The sequence below is a fragment of the Variovorax ureilyticus genome (assembly GCF_037889935.1).
Classification (GTDB): Bacteria; Pseudomonadota; Gammaproteobacteria; order Burkholderiales; family Burkholderiaceae_C; genus Variovorax; species Variovorax ureilyticus.
Genome location: NZ_JBBKZU010000005.1, coordinates 300,238 through 315,569, shown reverse-complemented (window position 1 = coordinate 315,569; position 15,332 = coordinate 300,238). Strand labels below are relative to the sequence as shown.

19 protein-coding genes are annotated in these 15,332 nt (G+C 66.0%); 5 read left to right on the top strand and 14 right to left on the bottom strand.

Annotated elements, in window-relative coordinates:
* Nucleotides 1-3 precede the first annotated feature (3 nt).
* The 3 genes from WKW77_RS13880 to WKW77_RS13870 are packed head-to-tail and all read right to left on the bottom strand — an operon-like array spanning nt 4 to nt 2,096.
* The gene (locus WKW77_RS13880; protein ID WP_340357425.1) at nt 4-1,209 is read right to left on the bottom strand and encodes an NAD(P)H-dependent flavin oxidoreductase; all 1,206 of its coding nucleotides are present in this window, start codon (nt 1,207-1,209) and stop codon (nt 4-6) included.
* Between the two features lie 44 nt (nt 1,210-1,253).
* Entirely contained in the window at nt 1,254-1,910 is a 657-nt protein-coding gene (locus WKW77_RS13875; protein WP_340357424.1) for an OmpW/AlkL family protein, read from the bottom strand.
* Between the two features lie 3 nt (nt 1,911-1,913).
* The gene (locus tag WKW77_RS13870; protein WP_340357423.1) at nt 1,914-2,096 is read right to left on the bottom strand and encodes a hypothetical protein; all 183 of its coding nucleotides are present in this window, start codon (nt 2,094-2,096) and stop codon (nt 1,914-1,916) included.
* A 56-nt stretch (nt 2,097-2,152) separates the two neighbouring features.
* Here WKW77_RS13870 and phaP point away from each other — a divergent pair, with 56 nt between their 5' ends.
* Both phaP and WKW77_RS13860 read left to right on the top strand, forming a co-directional pair.
* Nucleotides 2,153-2,644 (top strand): TIGR01841 family phasin, encoded by a 492-nt coding sequence (gene phaP, locus WKW77_RS13865; protein WP_093167615.1) that lies wholly within the window; start codon nt 2,153-2,155, stop codon nt 2,642-2,644.
* Between the two features lie 128 nt (nt 2,645-2,772).
* The gene (locus WKW77_RS13860; RefSeq protein WP_340357422.1) at nt 2,773-3,018 is read left to right on the top strand and encodes a hypothetical protein; all 246 of its coding nucleotides are present in this window, start codon (nt 2,773-2,775) and stop codon (nt 3,016-3,018) included.
* Between the two features lie 16 nt (nt 3,019-3,034).
* Here WKW77_RS13860 and WKW77_RS13855 read toward each other — a convergent pair whose 3' ends face one another.
* The 3 genes from WKW77_RS13855 to WKW77_RS13845 form a co-directional block, all read right to left on the bottom strand.
* The gene (locus WKW77_RS13855) at nt 3,035-3,439 is read right to left on the bottom strand and encodes an RcnB family protein (protein ID WP_340357421.1); all 405 of its coding nucleotides are present in this window, start codon (nt 3,437-3,439) and stop codon (nt 3,035-3,037) included.
* A gap of 104 nt (nt 3,440-3,543) precedes the next feature.
* Nucleotides 3,544-3,864, bottom strand: a complete 321-nt coding sequence (locus WKW77_RS13850) for a hypothetical protein (RefSeq protein ID WP_340357420.1) — start codon at nt 3,862-3,864, stop codon at nt 3,544-3,546.
* Nucleotides 3,861-4,454, bottom strand: coding sequence for a cob(I)yrinic acid a,c-diamide adenosyltransferase (locus WKW77_RS13845; RefSeq protein WP_340357419.1), 594 nt, complete (start codon nt 4,452-4,454; stop codon nt 3,861-3,863). Before WKW77_RS13845 ends, WKW77_RS13850 begins: the two co-directional genes overlap by 4 nt.
* A gap of 67 nt (nt 4,455-4,521) precedes the next feature.
* On the opposite strand from WKW77_RS13845, the gene WKW77_RS13840 reads away from it, so the two are divergent.
* Complete coding sequence (locus tag WKW77_RS13840) at nt 4,522-5,946, top strand: FAD-binding oxidoreductase (protein WP_340357418.1); 1,425 nt, start codon at nt 4,522-4,524, stop codon at nt 5,944-5,946.
* 109 nt (nt 5,947-6,055) lie between these two features.
* Here the strand turns inward: WKW77_RS13840 and WKW77_RS13835 are convergent, their stop codons facing one another.
* The 7 genes from WKW77_RS13835 to WKW77_RS13805 all read right to left on the bottom strand — a co-directional run bounded on the left by WKW77_RS13835 (nt 6,056) and on the right by WKW77_RS13805 (nt 12,077).
* A complete protein-coding gene (locus WKW77_RS13835; protein ID WP_340357417.1) occupies nt 6,056-6,997 on the bottom strand; it encodes a ParB/RepB/Spo0J family partition protein in 942 nt (313 codons plus the stop codon).
* A gap of 5 nt (nt 6,998-7,002) precedes the next feature.
* Complete coding sequence (locus tag WKW77_RS13830) at nt 7,003-7,545, bottom strand: RBBP9/YdeN family alpha/beta hydrolase (RefSeq protein WP_340357416.1); 543 nt, start codon at nt 7,543-7,545, stop codon at nt 7,003-7,005.
* Between the two features lie 32 nt (nt 7,546-7,577).
* Entirely contained in the window at nt 7,578-8,447 is an 870-nt protein-coding gene (locus WKW77_RS13825) for a ParA family protein (protein ID WP_340357415.1), read from the bottom strand.
* Nucleotides 8,448-8,457: 10 nt separating this feature from the next.
* Nucleotides 8,458-9,072: a LysE family transporter gene (locus tag WKW77_RS13820; RefSeq protein ID WP_340357414.1), complete on the bottom strand. Its 615-nt coding sequence runs from the start codon at nt 9,070-9,072 to the stop codon at nt 8,458-8,460.
* 60 nt (nt 9,073-9,132) lie between these two features.
* Nucleotides 9,133-9,774, bottom strand: coding sequence for a 16S rRNA (guanine(527)-N(7))-methyltransferase RsmG (gene rsmG / locus WKW77_RS13815; RefSeq protein WP_340357413.1), 642 nt, complete (start codon nt 9,772-9,774; stop codon nt 9,133-9,135).
* The gene (gene mnmG / locus WKW77_RS13810; protein WP_340357412.1) at nt 9,771-11,717 is read right to left on the bottom strand and encodes a tRNA uridine-5-carboxymethylaminomethyl(34) synthesis enzyme MnmG; all 1,947 of its coding nucleotides are present in this window, start codon (nt 11,715-11,717) and stop codon (nt 9,771-9,773) included. The genes rsmG and mnmG overlap by 4 nt, the downstream gene beginning before the upstream one ends.
* A 174-nt stretch (nt 11,718-11,891) precedes the next feature.
* A complete protein-coding gene (locus WKW77_RS13805; RefSeq protein WP_340357411.1) occupies nt 11,892-12,077 on the bottom strand; it encodes a DUF1328 family protein in 186 nt (61 codons plus the stop codon).
* A gap of 179 nt (nt 12,078-12,256) precedes the next feature.
* On the opposite strand from WKW77_RS13805, the gene gstA reads away from it, so the two are divergent.
* Nucleotides 12,257-12,865, top strand: a complete 609-nt coding sequence (gene gstA / locus WKW77_RS13800) for a glutathione transferase GstA (protein WP_340357410.1) — start codon at nt 12,257-12,259, stop codon at nt 12,863-12,865.
* Between the two features lie 7 nt (nt 12,866-12,872).
* Here the strand turns inward: gstA and WKW77_RS13795 are convergent, their stop codons facing one another.
* The gene (locus WKW77_RS13795) at nt 12,873-14,099 is read right to left on the bottom strand and encodes a YbfB/YjiJ family MFS transporter (protein WP_340357409.1); all 1,227 of its coding nucleotides are present in this window, start codon (nt 14,097-14,099) and stop codon (nt 12,873-12,875) included.
* A gap of 114 nt (nt 14,100-14,213) precedes the next feature.
* Between WKW77_RS13795 and WKW77_RS13790 the strand changes: the two genes are divergently transcribed.
* Nucleotides 14,214-15,317 carry an alkene reductase gene (locus tag WKW77_RS13790; protein ID WP_340357408.1) on the top strand — a complete coding sequence of 368 codons (1,104 nt, stop codon included), beginning with the start codon at nt 14,214-14,216 and terminating at the stop codon, nt 15,315-15,317.
* Nucleotides 15,318-15,332: the final 15 nt, after the last annotated feature.

Below are 15,332 nucleotides of genomic sequence, written 5' to 3'. Positions count from 1 at the left end.
GCGCTATGCCGCGCCGGTCAGCGGTGCAGGGCGCAGTCCGCCGAGCAGCCACTGCAGCAGCTCCTGCACCGAGCGGATCTCGCTGCCGAAGGGCAGCTTGCCCGCGCCGCGGAAGAACAGCCCCTGCTCGGTCTGGCCCGACAAGGCATGGCCCAGCATCTTGTCGATGCAGAACTTGCCCCAGCCCGGCGTGCCGTCGCGCAGCCCGCAGTGGGCCAGGCAGTCGAAGCGCATGGTGCATTCCGTCTCCTTGTGGACCTTGGCGTTCAGCCTCGGCTCCAGCCGCATGTATTTCGCGAGCCACTTGGTGCGCACCGCACGCGCGGGCAGGCCGGCCACACTGGTGAATTCGACGAGGTCCTCGGGCTTTGCATCGGCCAGCACCTGCTTGAACCTCGGATCGGCATCGCACTCGGTGGTGACCGCAAACGCGGTGCCGAGTTGCACCGCGCTCGCCCCCAGCGACTGCAGGCGGCGGATGTCCTCCTGGGTGCCGATGCCGCCGGCGGCGATCAGCGGAATCTTCCCTTCGATGCCGGCCGACTTGAAGAAATCCTGCGCCTGCGGCAGCACGACCTCGAAGTCGAAGCGCGGATCGTTGAGATCTCCCACCTTCGCCGCGCCGAGGTGACCACCCGCGAGGCGCGGATGCTCGACCACGATCGCATCGGGCAGGCGCCCCTTCTTCTCCCACTTGCGCACGAGCAGCTGGATGCCCCGCGCGTCCGACAGGATCGGGATCAACGCCACCTTCGGATGGTCCTTCGCGAGGTCGGGCAGATCGAGCGGCAGGCCTGCGCCCACCACCAGCGCGTCGACGCCGCAGGCGAGCGCATGGCGCACCTGGGCCGCGTAGGCGGAGAGCGCCTTCATCACGTTCACGGCCAGGAGCCCGCGCCCGCCCGACAGGCGGCGCGCCAGGCCGATTTCGCGGCCGAGCGCTTCGAGGTTGGCCGCATCGATGCGCGGTCCCGCGTCGGGCTCCGCGTCGAGGTGGGCCGTCTTCGCCATCAGGTCCGGATGCAGCCGGCGCAGATCGACCGACGACACCGTGCCGATGCCGCCGAGCCCCGCGACCGTGCCGGCGAGACCGCCCGCCGAGATGCCCACGCCCATCCCGCCTTGCACGACGGGCAGCAGTTCGCGGCCTCCCAGCTTCCAGCTTCTGAGGCCGGACGTCGCGGCGAGCGCCTTCAGCCGGTCAGCCATCGACGCCCCATCGCAGGGCGCCACGCCAGATGTGCGCATCATCATCAGAAGCGGTAGCCGACGCCCGCGCCGAACAGCCAGGGATCGACCTTGACCGTCGAGAGCTTCTGGCCGAACTGCGTCACGTCGGTGCGGATCTGCACCTTCTTGACGTCGAAGTTGAGGAACCAGTTCTTCGCGAGCTCGATGTCCACGCCGCCGCCCACCGCGAGGCCCCAGCTGTTCTGGTCGAGGTCCAGGCGGCCGACGGTCGGCACGAACAGGTTCACCGAGCTGATCCGCGTGTAGTTCACACCCGCGCCCGCATAGGGACGGATCTTCGCGTCGGGCATGAAGTGGTATTGCAGCATCAGCGTCGGCGGCAGGTGCTCGAAGGTGCCGATGTCGACCGGCCCGCCCAATGCGCTCTGCTGCACGGTGACGGTGTGCTTCTGCGGCACCGTCAGCACCAGCTCGGCCGCGATGTTGGGCGTGAAGAAGTAGGTGACATCGACTTCGGGAATGGTCTTGTTGCTGACCGTGATCGCATCCGAGGGGATGGCCAGCGACGGGATCGGGTCGGATTTGTCGGCGGTGTCGATGCGCACGGCGCGTGCGCGCACCAGCCAGTGGCCTTGCGCTTCCTGCGCCTGCGCGGGCAATGCCCCCAAGGTGCCGAGGACGGCAGCGGCAATCAATGCGCGCGGACGGTTTCCATTCATGTATCAGCTGCTCCAGAGTTGGCCGGCGTCAAACGGTGCGTCGGCGGCCGGGGCAGTGTCGATGCGCGTGGTGCGAGAAAGCTTGACCCATGGCAAGACCAGCGCCATGGTGCGCGCCGCGATGGCGATGAGCTTGATCCAGGTCAGTGGTTCACCGGGCCGCGAAACTGCATTCGGGGCTTCCATCGGAAGGCCCTGTGGGCGTATCGTCGCAACTCCAACATCAACTGGAGACATCGCACATGGCAACGAGCAGAACGAGCACCACCGCCGCGAAAAAGGCGGGCTCCACGCGCAGCAGCGCCGCCGAAGACATCCAGGACGCCTTCGTCAAGCCGCTGAAGGGCATGGCGGACAGGCTTCAGAACCTCCCCCTGGCCGGTGCCGCCGGCGCGATCGTGGAAAGTGGACGCAAGGACCTGCAGGCGCTCGTGCAGGCCAACGAGAAGTCCTACCAGGGCCTGCAGGCCGTGGTGCAGCGGCAGACCGAGATGCTCAAGGCATCGATCCAGGACTGGCAGAGCACCGTGAAGGGCATGTCGACCGGCGAGCCGCGCGAGAACCTCGCCAAGCTCGACGCGATGGGCAAGGCCGCATTCAAGCAGGCGCTCGACGACATCCGCGAGTTGTCCGAGATGGCCGCCAAGTCGCAGTCCGAGGCGTTCGAAGTGGTGCGCAAGCGCATCGGCGAGAACGTGGATGAGGTCAGCAAGCTGTTGCGCACCCGCAAGTAGCAGCATCGCCGAGCCTCCGGGCTCGGGTTTGTCCTCTGCGAAAACGAGAAATACGCCCGTGACACGTCACACAGGGCGCGTACATTGGTGAGGTTCTGTTCCAGCGATCCGACGATCAAGAATCAACCATGGCATCGATTTCTCAGACGCGCGCATCCGCCAAGGTGGACGCCAAGGCCGCCGAGCGTGAACGGCTGCGGCAGGCGCTGCCCGCCACCGTGGGCCATCTGCGGCAGCACCAGGCCGGCCGGATCGACGACAACGATATCGAGGCCTACGTGCAGCTCAACTGGCTCGAATGGCATGGCGGCGGGTTGCGGCTCACGATCACCGGCCGCAACGTCTACGCTCAGGTCGCGACCCCCGCCGCCTGAGTTCTGAGCGGCCCGCTCAGCTGTTGGCGATGATCTGGGCGATGAGCCCGGTCGCCACGGCCGCCAGCACGAAGTCGCCTCGCACTCCCACCCACTGGTAGCCCCGCGGCGGCGCATACAGGCGGTGCGCACGCCAGTCGTTCACGACGTAGCCGGGGCTGCGGTACGCGGCCGGCAGGCGGTCGCCGCGGTGCCACTGCGCATAGGGGTTCACGTAGCCGCGGCGCACCACCTGCGGCTGCGCCCGGAAGTCCGGCCGGCCGTGACCGTCGAAGCGTTGGTGCTGCGGCTCGACGCGCTCATAGCGGTCATGGCGCTCGGGTCCGCGATCGAAGCGGCCGTCCTGGGCCAAGGCGCTTCCGGCCATGCACATCGCCAGTACTGCTGCGACGACGGTCATGTACTTCTTCGACTTGATCATTCTGGAACTCCTGTTCGCGTTGATGAGGAGTCCAGTGTGCGCAGCCGATGTGTCGCGCGGCCCTCGCGCCTGTATGCGCCAGGTGAAGCAAGGTAAAGGCGTGTTCAGGGCGCGTTGCCTTGCGGGCCGACCGCCGGAGACGCCGCGTGGTGCGAGCCGTGCGGCAGCTTGCGACCCAGGTTCTCTCCCCAGCGCCGCACGGGTGCGCTCGCTTTCTCGGCGGTGTTGTTGACGCCCCTGCGCGTGGCGTCGGCGCCGTGCTCGATGCCGCGGCCGGTCGCATTCGCGCCCCGTTCGATGCCGCCGAGGACCTTGCTGTCGCTGGCGAAGGCTGCCGGGGTCAGCAGCATCCCGGCGGCCAGGGCCGCGAGGCAGGCTGCGGCGCGTGCGGAAATGGGCGTTTGGTTCGTGTTGCGTGAAATCATGCGTTGGGTTCCTTCGATTCGGATTCGGCGGCCGCGGCGCGCGCCATGCGTTCGCTCTTCCAGTAGATGTCGTCGCCGCCATCGATGCGGTTGAGCACCCGCGCGAGCACGAAGAGCAGGTCGCTCAGCCGGTTGAGATAGCGGCGCAGCGTGTCGTTGATCTCTTCGTTCGCGCCGAGCGCTACCACGGCGCGCTCGGCACGGCGGGCGACGGTGCGGCACACGTGCGCGACCGAAGCGCCCCGCGTGCCGGCAGGGAGGATGAATTCGGCGAGCCGCGGCAGCGCTGCGTTGTGCTCGGCCAGTGCATTGTCGAGCTGCAGCAGTGCCTCGGGCTTGAGCAGCGTGTAGCCCGGCATCGAGAGTTCGCCGCCCAGGTTGAACAGCTGGTGCTGCACATCGACGAGCAGCTCGCGCACCGCGGCAGGCATCGGCTCGCACAGCAGCACGCCGATGTTCGAGTTGAGCTCGTCGACGTCGCCCATGGCCTGCACGCGCAGGTGGTTCTTGGGCACGCGCGTGTTGTCGCCGAGGCCGGTCGTGCCATCGTCGCCGGTGCGCGTGGCGATCTGGGAAAGGCGGTTGCCCATGGAATGTCCCTGTCTTTCTTTAAGGAGTGCGGTTCGTAGAATGTTAGACCCCTTCAGGAGTCCGCCGATGAACGCCCCCACCGCACTGTCCCACCTGACGCCCGAGATCGCGCTGCGCGACGTGCCCGATGCGCTGATCGACGCCCTGAAGGCCCGCTTCGGCGATCGATGCTCCACCGCGATGGCCGTGCGCACTCAGCATGGCCGCGACGAATCCTCCTTCGAAGCGCCGCCGCCCTCTGCCGTTGTCTTCGCCGAAAGCACGCAGGACGTGGCCGATGCCGTGAAGCTGGCGAGCGACTACAGCGTGCCGGTGATCCCGTTCGGCGTGGGCTCCTCGCTCGAAGGCCACTTGCTGGCGGTACAGGGCGGCATCAGCATCGACGTGGGCCGCATGAACCGTGTGCTCTCCGTCAACGCCGACGACCTCACGGTGACGGTGCAGCCGGGCGTCACGCGCAAGCAGCTCAACGAGGAGATCAAGAGCACGGGCCTCTTCTTCCCGATCGACCCGGGCGCCGACGCTTCGATCGGCGGCATGTCCGCCACGCGCGCGAGCGGCACGAACGCGGTGCGCTACGGCACGATGCGCGAGAACGTGCTGTCGCTCGAAGTGGTGACGGCGAGCGGCGAGATCATCCGCACCGGGACACGGGCCAAGAAGTCCTCCGCGGGTTACGACCTGACCCGCCTCTTCGTCGGCAGCGAAGGCACGCTGGGCGTGATCACCGAAATCACGCTGCGCATCTATCCGCTGCCCGAGGCGGTTTCCGCGGCGATCTGCTCGTTCCCGAGCATCGAGGCGGCCGTGCGCACCACCATCGAGACCATCCAGCTCGGCGTGCCGATCGCGCGCGTGGAACTGATCGACGTGAACACGGTCCGCATGGTCAATGCATATTCGAAGCTCAGCCTGCGCGAAGAGCCGATGCTGCTGATGGAATTCCACGGCTCCCCCACCGGTGTGAAGGAGCAGGCCGAGACGGTGCAGGAAATCGCCAGCGGCCACGGCGGCAACGCCTTCGAATGGGCCAGCACGCCCGAGGAGCGCACCCGCCTCTGGACCGCCCGCCACAACAGCTATTTCGCAGCGGTGCAGTCGCGTCCGGGCTGTCGCGCGATCTCGACCGACACCTGCGTGCCGATTTCGCGCCTGGCCGACTGCCTGCTCGAATCGGTGGCCGAAGCCGATGCGAGCGGCATCCCCTACTTTCTCGTCGGCCATGTCGGCGACGGCAACTTCCACTTCGGCTATCTGCTGGACCCGAACGACCCGAAGGAGCGTGAAACCGCCGAGAAGCTGAACCACTCGCTCGTGGCGCGCGCCCTGTCGCTCGAAGGCACCTGCACCGGCGAGCACGGCGTGGGACTGCACAAGATGGGCTTCCTGGTCGACGAGGCCGGCGCCGGCGCGGTGGATGTGATGCGGACGATCAAGCGCGCGCTCGATCCGAAGAACATCATGAACCCCGGAAAAATATTTTCTCTCTGACCCCCAGCCTCGCCCACTTCGCGTGGCTCGGGCACCCCCTTTCAGGGGGCAATCCCAGCGGCCCGGCGAAGCCGGTTCCGCGGGATTTCTGGCATTGGCCGTGGGGGCGCTAGGCGGTTTGACGAATGCGGTCGATGAGGCCGTTCAGGGCATCGAGCGAGCCGAAGTGGATTGCCAACTCGCCGCTTTCTTCCACGCGCCCTCCCCGCTTGGTGCGCTTCTTGATGCGCACTTCGACTTCGGCGGCGAGCAGGTCGGCCAGTTCCTCTTCCACACGCAGCAGGTCGCGCGACTTCTCCGCCGTGCCGCGGCGTGAAGTCGGGGTCAGGCTGAATTCCGCTGCCAGCTTCTTCACCAGCGCCTCGGCTTCGCGCACCGACATCTTCTTCGCGGCGATCTGGTTGGCCGCAGTGATCTGCGTGCCCTTGTCGAGCGACAGCAGCGCCCGCGCGTGGCCCATGTCGATGTCGCCGGCCATCAGCATGGCCTGCGCCGGCTCGGCCAGATTCAGCAGGCGCAGCAGGTTGCTGGCGGCGCTGCGCGAGCGGCCGACGGCCTGCGCTGCAGATTCGTGAGTGAGTCCAAACTCAACGACCAGGCGTTGCAGGCCTTGGGCTTCTTCCAGCGGATTGAGGTCTTCACGCTGGATGTTCTCGATCAGCGACATGGCTGCCGCGGCCTCGTTGGGCACATCGCGGACCAGCACGGGGACACTTTCCAGCCCGGCCAGCCGGGCGGCACGAAAGCGGCGCTCGCCGGCAATGATCTCGAATTCGGCGTTCTTGTCGCGCGCCGCATCAGTGTCCAGGCGACGCACGAGGATCGGCTGCATGATCCCCTGCGCCTTGATGCTTTCCGCGAGTTCGTAGAGCGCGCCTTCGTCCATGCGCGTGCGCGGCTGGTAGACGCCCGGCACCATCTGGTCGAGATTGAGCGAGGTCGGGCTCGGCGGTGCCGAATCGTCGACGACGGCGGTGTCGGGCCCGTTGAAGGTGGGGCCAAGCAGGGCTTCGAGTCCGCGGCCGAGGCCCTTGGGTTTTTTGGTCGCCATGGAGATCAGTGTTCTTTCAGGAGATCGGTCAGGAGCTTTCGACCCTCGGGCCAGTCGCCGAGGCCGGATTCGCTGTTGATGTGGCCGCGCGAGCCTGCGTCGATGTAGCTGGCGCCCCAGGCACCGGCCATGCCGCGGGAGCGTTCGGCTGCGCAGTACGGATCGTTGTTCGCCGCGATCATGAGGGCTGGGAACGGCAAGGGCTGGCGCACGATCGGCGACCAGCCGGGAATCATCTGCCGCAAGTCATCGCGCTCCAGATCACCCGGCGCGACCAGCAATGCCGCGCGAACCTTGCCGACATGACGCGAATGCGCCGCCCAGGCAGCGACAAGGACGCAGCCGAGACTGTGCGCCACGAGCGCCACCGGCCCTGGTGCCGCGATGACCTCTTCCTCCAGCCGCGCGGCCCAGTCGCCGCGCAGGGGTCGCATCCAGTCGTGCTGCTCGACGCGATGATCGCCATAGATCGCTTCCCAGCGGCTTTGCCAATGGTCGGGGTCGCTGTTCTGCCAGCCGGGCAGCAACAGGATCTGTGGAGAGGTCATCGGCGAGGTATGGATGGAACGATGAAAGATGTTCAGGGCGCTTCCGGGGTTTCTTCAGGTGCATGGACCGTCACTGGCGGCGGGTCCATCGGCACAGGCGCGGCAGGCGCCGATGCTTCGGAGGTCATGGCGCTGGCCGGCGGCATCTTCCGCACCAGTTCTTCCGCGAAGGCGACGAATGCCTGGCTGCCCTTGGCCGGCGGATCGAAGACCACGCCTGGAAGGCCGTAGCTCGGCGCTTCCGCGAGTCGCACGTTGCGGGGAATGACGGTGTCGAACACCTTGTCGCCGAAATGGGCCTTCAGTTGCTCGCTGACCTGCTGCTGCAGCGTGATGCGCGGATCGAACATCACGCGCAACAGGCCGATGATCTGCAGGTTCTTGTTGAGGTTGGCGTGGACCTGCTTGATGGTGTTGACGAGGTCCGTCAGCCCTTCGAGAGCGAAATATTCGCACTGCATGGGGACGATGACGCCATGCGCCGCGCACAGGCCGTTGAGCGTCAGCAGGCTCAGGCTGGGCGGGCAATCGATCAGGATGAAATCGTATTCGGCGCCGACCGCGGCCAGCGCGGTCCGCAGGCGCTTCTCGCGCCGGTCGAGCGTCACCATTTCGACTTCCGCGCCGGCCAGCTCCCGGTTTGCGCCCAGCACGTCGTAGCCGCATCGCTCGGATGTCACCCGCGCTTCGGCGACCGAAGCCGACTCGAGCAGCACGTCGTACACCGTGGTTTCGAGCTGTCGCTTGTCGATGCCCGAACCCATGGTCGCATTGCCCTGTGGATCGAGGTCGATCATCAGGACCCGCTGGCCGACCTTGGCCAGGCCAGCGGCCAGATTGACAGTGGTCGTCGTCTTGCCGACCCCACCCTTCTGGTTCGCGATGCAGAAAATTTTTGCCATGGCGTACGACTTACCTCGAAATGGCGAGCCGGACGCCAAAGCCGATCAGGAAGATCCCGGCGATCTTGTTCAGCCAGACCGTCACACGCGGGTTCGCGCGGACGCGCTCGGCCAGGAAGTGCGTCAGCAGGGTGGCGGTGAGCCCGTAGAGGAAGGTCAGAAAGGCGATGGTCATCGCCATCACTGCGAAGGTCGTCAGGCCCTGGTGGCGTGCCGGATCGACGAACAGCGGAAAGAACGCCATGTAGAAGACGATCGCCTTCGGGTTGAGCAGCGTGATCGTCAGCGCCTGTTGAAAGTACTGGCGAGGACGGATGTTCAGGATGGGCGCGGCGCCCGGCTTGGTGCGCAGCATCTTGAATCCGAGCCAGGCCAGATAGACCGCGCCGAGCCATTGGACGACATGGAAAGCGGTCGGATAAGCGGTGAGCATCGCCGCGACGCCAGCAACCGCTGCCCACATGAGCACCTGGTCCCCTGAAATGACACCGAATGTCGCCGCCAATCCGCCGCGGATGCCACCTTTGCTCGTCGACGTGATCAGCGCCAGATTGCCGGGTCCGGGAATCGCGAGAAAAAGGATGATGGCTGCGACGAACGCGCCGTAGTCAGCGATGCCGAACATGCAAATTGCTCAAAAAGGGGATGCGTCGAGTCTAAGCGAGGTCGACGCGGAGCACGCCGCTTAGCCGGCAGGTTTTCGCATCCAGACGATGCAGCGCTCGGCGTCCAACCCCGGAACTGACAGTTGTTCCACGTGAAACACCTCGGCTTGCGGGGGGAGCTGGGCGATTTCGTCCGTCGGCACCCTGCCCTTCATGGCGAGCCAGACGCCGTCCGGGGCCAGAAGATGGACCGAGCCGAGCACAAAATCCGGCAGCGATGCGAAGGCGCGCGAGCTGATGACTTCGTAGCTGCCGGTCAGCGTCTCTACCCGCGCGTGCAGGCCGTGCAGGTTGCGCAAACCCAGTTCCGAAGCCACTTGCTGGATGAAGGCAGCCTTCTTGGCGACTGCGTCGACGCAGGTGACATCGATGTCGCTTCTGAGAATGGCGATCACCACGCCCGGCAACCCGGCCCCTGCGCCCACATCCAGCAGCTTGGCCTCGCTGGCGCACTCCCGCTGAAGCGGCGCAATCGCGGCCAGGCTATCGAGCAAATGATGGGTCAGAACGGCCGCCGGATCACGCAAGGCCGTCAGGTTGTAGACCTTGTTCCATTTGAGGATGAGCGCGCCGTACGCCAGCAGCTGTTCCGCCTGCTCATCGCTCAAGGCGATGCCGAGCGCCTCCGCCCCCTGGCGGAGTTGTTGTTCCTTGGGGCTCATTCGACGGATTGCGCTTCGACTGCCGTGTCCCGCACGAACGCGCGGTGCCCACCTTTGCGGAGATGGATCATCAGCAGTGAAATGGCCGCGGGCGTCACGCCCGATATGCGCGATGCCATCCCGAGCGTTTCGGGCCGGTGCTTGGCGAGCTTCTGGCGAACCTCGATGCTCAATGCCTTGACCTGGCTGTAGTCCAGGTCTTCCGGCAACTTGAGGCTTTCGAAGTGCGCGGCCCGCTCCACCTCGTCGTGCTGGCGATTGATGTAGCCGGAATACTTGGCCGCAATCTCGATCTGCTCGATCTCCGTGTCGCCCAACGCTTCCTCGGAGCGGTACTTGCCGCCGTCCATCGACATCAGGGATTCATAGCTCACGTTCGGCCGGCGCAACAGATCGCCGAGGTTGTACTCATGGTCGATCGCCTTGCCGAGAACCCGCTCCGACTCGGCCGCCGGCAGGTTGCGGGGATTCACCCAGATGGAGCGCAGCCGCTCTGTTTCACGTGAAACAATATCGCGCTTGCGCGAGAAAGCATCCCAGCGTGCGTCGTCGACCAGTCCGAGCTTGCGCCCTGCCTCGGTCAGCCGCATGTCGGCGTTGTCCTCGCGCAGTTGCAGCCGGAACTCCGCGCGGCTCGTGAACATCCGATACGGTTCGGTCACGCCCTTGGTGATCAGATCGTCGACGAGCACGCCCAGATAGGCTTCGTCGCGACGGGGCAGCCAGGGATCCTCTCCCCTGCATTGCAGCGCCGCATTGATCCCGGCAAAAAGCCCTTGGGCGGCGGCTTCTTCGTAGCCGGTCGTGCCGTTGATCTGTCCGGCAAAGAACAGGCCCCGGATCGCACGGGTTTCGAAGTTGCTCTTCAGTTCGCGCGGATCGAAGTAGTCGTATTCGATCGCGTAGCCCGGCCGCAGGATGTGCGCGTTCTCCAGGCCTACCATCGAGCGCACCAGTTGGAATTGGATATCGAACGGCAAGCTGGTCGAGATCCCATTCGGGTAGTACTCGTTGGTGGCCAGCCCTTCGGGTTCGAGAAAGATCTGGTGGCTCTCCTTGTCGGCGAACCGGTTGATCTTGTCTTCCACGCTCGGGCAGTAGCGCGGCCCGACGCCATCGATCTTGCCGGTGAACATCGGGCTGCGATCGAAGCCGGACCGGATGATCTCGTGCGTGCGCGCATTGGTATTCGTGATCCAGCACGGCAACTGTTGCGGATGCATGTCCGCGCGCCCCATGAAGCTGAAGACCGGCATCGGCCCTGCACCGCCCGGCATGCCGTCACCGGGCTGCTCGGTGCACTTCGAAAAATCGATGGTCCGGCCATCGAGACGCGGCGGCGTGCCCGTCTTGAGGCGCCCTTGCGGCAGTTTCAGCTCCTTCAGACGCGCCGAGAGACTCACCGCCGGCGGATCACCCGCGCGGCCGGCCTGATAGTTGTCCAGACCCACATGGATGCGGCCGTCGAGGAAGGTCCCCGCGGTCAGCACGACGGTGCGGGCACGGAAGGCGATGCCGACCTGCGTCACCGCGCCAACGACGCGGTCCCCCTCGATCATGAGGTCGTCCACCGCCTGCTGGAAGAGGGACAGATTCGGCTGATTCTCCAGCCGGCGGCGGATCGCCGCCTTGTAGAGCACCCGGTCGGCCTGTGCACGCGTCGCGCGCACGGCCGGGCCTTTGCTCGAATTCAGCACCCGGAACTGGATTCCGGCTTCATCCGTCGCGATCGCCATGGCGCCGCCGAGTGCATCGACTTCCTTGACCAGGTGACCCTTGCCGATTCCGCCGATGGACGGGTTGCAGCTCATCTGCCCGAGCGTCTCGATGTTGTGGGTCAGCAAAAGGGTCCGGGCGCCCATCCGGGCGGAAGCGAGCGCGGCTTCGGTGCCGGCATGGCCTCCGCCAACGACGATCACATCGAATTCTTCGGGATACAGCATGAGAGTGGGCGCACTGCCGCGTGCGCTGCGCAAAGGGGGCGCTGATTTTAATCGGCCCCGCTGCTGTCTGCCGCTTTGGGGACAAAGCCAGCGCTTGAACTGTTGCTATCCATTTGATAGCAAGCGACTTGTTAGCGTTCGCTCACCAACCCCGCTGCGCAGCATCAAGGCGCCCTATTCGAGCGACTTCTTGACGGCCCCCACGCCCAATGCAGCCAGCACGAGGAACACGACCGCGAGGATCAGGAACAGTCCGAACAGCACTTTGGCGATACCGGCCGCACCGGCGGCCACGCCGCCGAAGCCAAGCGCACCGGCGATGAGCGAGATCACCGCGAAAACAATGGCGTACTTCAACATGCACGAACTCCTTGCAGCGGCAACGATCGCCGCAACGCACAGGTTAGGAATTCGCCCCTTCCCCACTCATAGTCACCGCCCGCGAGCCCCCGTAGGACAAGTACGCCGGGCCCGCGAACCCGCTAGCATCGGCTTCCCTTTCCCAAAACACACATCGACTTTCGATTGGAGTTTTCCGCATGAAGCTGTACTACTCGCCGGGCGCCTGCTCGCTGTCTCCCCACATCGCGCTGCGTGAAGCCGGGCTCGCCTTCGAACCGGTGCTAGCCAGCACCAAGAGCCACAAGCTTCAGGACGGCACCGACTACTACGGCATCAACCCGCTCGGCTACGTGCCGATGCTCGAACTCGACGACGGCACGCGACTGCGCGAAGGCCCCGCGATCGTGCAGTACATCGCCGACCAGGCGCCCACCAAGAACCTCGCGCCGGCCAACGGCACCCTCTCGCGCTACCGCCTGCAGGAATGGCTGACCTTCATCGGCACCGAGATCCACAAGACCTTCTCGCCGCTGTTCAACCCGGCCATTCCGGACGAGGCCAAGGCCGTCTTCAAGGACAAGCTGAAGTCGCGCTACGAATGGCTCGACGGCCAGCTCGCGGGCAAGGAATTCGTCATGGGCGAACACTTCACGGTGGCGGACGGCTATCTCTTCACCGTCACCAACTGGACCAAGCCGATGGGCATCGACCTTTCGGGCTTCCCGAACGTCAGCGCATGGCACGCCCGCGTGGCCGCGCGTCCCGCGGTGCAGGAAGCGATGAAGCTCGAAGGCCTCGTCAAGTAAGCCCGCTTCAGGCGGGCTGCGGATGCAAGGGCTTCTGTCGCGAGGCCAGCAGCGCACCCGCCCACAGGATCACCGCCGAGGCCACGAGGCCTCGCGCCAAGCCTCCCCGGCCATCGGAGATCCACCCCGTCAGCGTCGGGCCGACGATCTGACCCGCCGCGAACACGATCGTGAACGCGCTGATCCCCGTCGCCCAGCGGGACGCGGGCAGGTTGTGCCGGACGAGCGCAGTCGTCGACGCAACGACAGAAAGAAACACCGCACCGAAGAGCAGGCCGGACGCCATCGCCAGCGGCCATGACGCGCTCACGACCGGCAGGATCGTCGCCACGCCCAGCAGCCCGTTGAGGATCGCCTGCGGCCCGCCGCCCCGGAATCTGTCGAGCAAGCCCGACCACAGCTTCGACGAAGCCACGCACGCCACGCCGAGCAGCGCATAGAACAGCGTGATGTGGCCCGGCCCCGCGCCCTGCTCGCGCAACAAGGCGATCACGAAGGTCATGTAGCCGATGTACCCCGCACCGAAAGCCACGTAGCCGGCCAGGGCCCAGCCGAATCGATGCACTTGCGCGGTGTTCGCCGGAGTTGAATGCGCAGGCACGCGTGATATCGCATGTGTGTCGCCCGGCATCCGGCGCATCGCCATCGCGAGCACGCCCGTCGCGATGAAGCTCGCGCCCGCCAGTGCCCACCAGGCCCATGACCACCCATGCGGCACCCCCGAAGCCGCCTGCAGCACCGCAGGCACCAGCAAGGCGGACAAAGTGATGCCGAGCCCTGTTCCGCCGTAATAAATGCCCAGAAGGAAACCCGCCCGCGCGGGTTGGAGCGACCCGAGCCGAGCCGCCAACAGCCCGCCGGCGACGAAGACCCAGGCACTCGCGAGCCCTGCGAGCAATCGCTGCAGCAACAAGGCAGGCGCCGAAGCGAGAAAGCCGCTCGCGACCATGAACACGCTCGCCCAGAACGCCCCCCAGACCAGCAGGCGAATCGGTCCGAAGCGCCGCATCAATGCGGGCGTCATCAAGGCGCCGAGCAGATAGCCCGCCGCGTTCGCCGTGTTCATCCCGCCGGCGAGCGCATAGCTCCATCCGAGATCCTCGCGCATCGGTGGCAGCAGCAGGCCATAGGAGAAGCGCGTGATGCCCAGCGATACCGCGGCGCCCAGCGACAAGGCCAACGCCAGATTCAGTACTCGATAAGCAGGCGTAGGGATGGCGGCATTCGATGTCATGGGCTCGCGGCGATTCTGCTGCATCGCCTAGCACCAAACCGACAACCCCGTGACAGCGCGGATGAGTTGCCGGGTTTACCCTCAGCCTCGTTCTCAACAACACACAACGCGAACATGTCCTCTCTCTTCGATCCCATCCAGGTCGGCGACCTGCATCTGCGCAACCGCGTCGTGATGGCGCCGCTCACGCGCAACCGTTCGCCCAACGCCATTCCGCGCGACATCACTGCGACCTACTACGCGCAGCGCGCGAGCGCCGGCCTGCTGATCACCGAAGCCACCGCCATCAGCCACCAGGGCCAGGGCTATGCGGACGTTCCGGGTCTCTACGGCACCGAGCAGCTCGATGCCTGGAAGCACGTCACGAATGCGGTACACGCCAAGGGCGGCAAGATCGTCGTGCAGCTCTGGCATGTGGGCCGCGTCTCGCACACCGAACTCCAGCCCGACGGCGCCAAGCCGGTCGCGCCTTCGGCGATCGCTGCGAAGACGAAGACCGTGCTGATCAAGAACGGCATCCCGACCTTCACCGACACCTCCGAGCCCCGCGCCCTCGAAGCGGCGGAACTGCCCGGCATCGTGCACGCCTATGCGGTGGCCGCGCGCAACGCGGTGGAGACCGCGGGCTTCGACGGCGTGGAGATCCACGGCGCGAACGGCTATCTGCTGGACCAGTTCCTCAAGAACGGCAGCAACAAGCGCACCGACGACTACGGCGGCAGCATCGAGAACCGCGCCCGCCTGCTGCTCGAAGCAACGCGTGCCGTGGTCGACGCGGTCGGCGGCGGCAAGGTCGGCATCCGTCTTTCGCCGGTGACGCCCGCGAACGACGTGCACGACGACAACCCGCAGCCGCTCTTCGACTACGTGGTGCGCCAGCTCGCAACGCTGAACCTCGCCTACATCCACGTCATCGAGGGTGCGACCGGCGGGCCGCGCGAGATCTCCGACCGGCCCTTCGACTACGAAGCGCTCAAGGCCGCGTACGCCCAAGCCGGCGGCAAGGGCGCGTGGATGGTGAACAACGGCTACGACAAGCCGCTCGCCGAACAAGCGCTGAAGGAAGGCGACGATCTCATCGCCTTCGGCAAGCCCTTCATCTCGAACCCCGACCTCGTGCGCCGGCTGCGCGAGAACGCACCGCTGAACGAATGGGACAAGAACACCTTCTACGGCGGCAGCGAAGCGGGCTACATCGACTATCCCGCGCTGGCCTGACCGCCGCCGCGCCGG

What these genes read in the sequence shown, in the direction of transcription:
- WKW77_RS13880 (WP_340357425.1), bottom strand. Translation starts at nt 1,209, where the DNA reads ATGGCTGACCGGCTGAAGGCGCTCGCCGCGACGTCCGGCCTCAGAAGC.
- WKW77_RS13875 (WP_340357424.1), bottom strand. Translation starts at nt 1,910, where the DNA reads ATGAATGGAAACCGTCCGCGCGCATTGATTGCCGCTGCCGTCCTCGGC.
- WKW77_RS13870 (WP_340357423.1), bottom strand. Translation starts at nt 2,096, where the DNA reads ATGGAAGCCCCGAATGCAGTTTCGCGGCCCGGTGAACCACTGACCTGG.
- phaP (WP_093167615.1), top strand. Translation starts at nt 2,153, where the DNA reads ATGGCAACGAGCAGAACGAGCACCACCGCCGCGAAAAAGGCGGGCTCC.
- WKW77_RS13860 (WP_340357422.1), top strand. Translation starts at nt 2,773, where the DNA reads ATGGCATCGATTTCTCAGACGCGCGCATCCGCCAAGGTGGACGCCAAG.
- WKW77_RS13855 (WP_340357421.1), bottom strand. Translation starts at nt 3,439, where the DNA reads ATGATCAAGTCGAAGAAGTACATGACCGTCGTCGCAGCAGTACTGGCG.
- WKW77_RS13850 (WP_340357420.1), bottom strand. Translation starts at nt 3,864, where the DNA reads ATGATTTCACGCAACACGAACCAAACGCCCATTTCCGCACGCGCCGCA.
- WKW77_RS13845 (WP_340357419.1), bottom strand. Translation starts at nt 4,454, where the DNA reads ATGGGCAACCGCCTTTCCCAGATCGCCACGCGCACCGGCGACGATGGC.
- WKW77_RS13840 (WP_340357418.1), top strand. Translation starts at nt 4,522, where the DNA reads ATGAACGCCCCCACCGCACTGTCCCACCTGACGCCCGAGATCGCGCTG.
- WKW77_RS13835 (WP_340357417.1), bottom strand. Translation starts at nt 6,997, where the DNA reads ATGGCGACCAAAAAACCCAAGGGCCTCGGCCGCGGACTCGAAGCCCTG.
- WKW77_RS13830 (WP_340357416.1), bottom strand. Translation starts at nt 7,545, where the DNA reads ATGACCTCTCCACAGATCCTGTTGCTGCCCGGCTGGCAGAACAGCGAC.
- WKW77_RS13825 (WP_340357415.1), bottom strand. Translation starts at nt 8,447, where the DNA reads ATGGCAAAAATTTTCTGCATCGCGAACCAGAAGGGTGGGGTCGGCAAG.
- WKW77_RS13820 (WP_340357414.1), bottom strand. Translation starts at nt 9,072, where the DNA reads ATGTTCGGCATCGCTGACTACGGCGCGTTCGTCGCAGCCATCATCCTT.
- rsmG (WP_340357413.1), bottom strand. Translation starts at nt 9,774, where the DNA reads ATGAGCCCCAAGGAACAACAACTCCGCCAGGGGGCGGAGGCGCTCGGC.
- mnmG (WP_340357412.1), bottom strand. Translation starts at nt 11,717, where the DNA reads ATGCTGTATCCCGAAGAATTCGATGTGATCGTCGTTGGCGGAGGCCAT.
- WKW77_RS13805 (WP_340357411.1), bottom strand. Translation starts at nt 12,077, where the DNA reads ATGTTGAAGTACGCCATTGTTTTCGCGGTGATCTCGCTCATCGCCGGT.
- gstA (WP_340357410.1), top strand. Translation starts at nt 12,257, where the DNA reads ATGAAGCTGTACTACTCGCCGGGCGCCTGCTCGCTGTCTCCCCACATC.
- WKW77_RS13795 (WP_340357409.1), bottom strand. Translation starts at nt 14,099, where the DNA reads ATGACATCGAATGCCGCCATCCCTACGCCTGCTTATCGAGTACTGAAT.
- WKW77_RS13790 (WP_340357408.1), top strand. Translation starts at nt 14,214, where the DNA reads ATGTCCTCTCTCTTCGATCCCATCCAGGTCGGCGACCTGCATCTGCGC.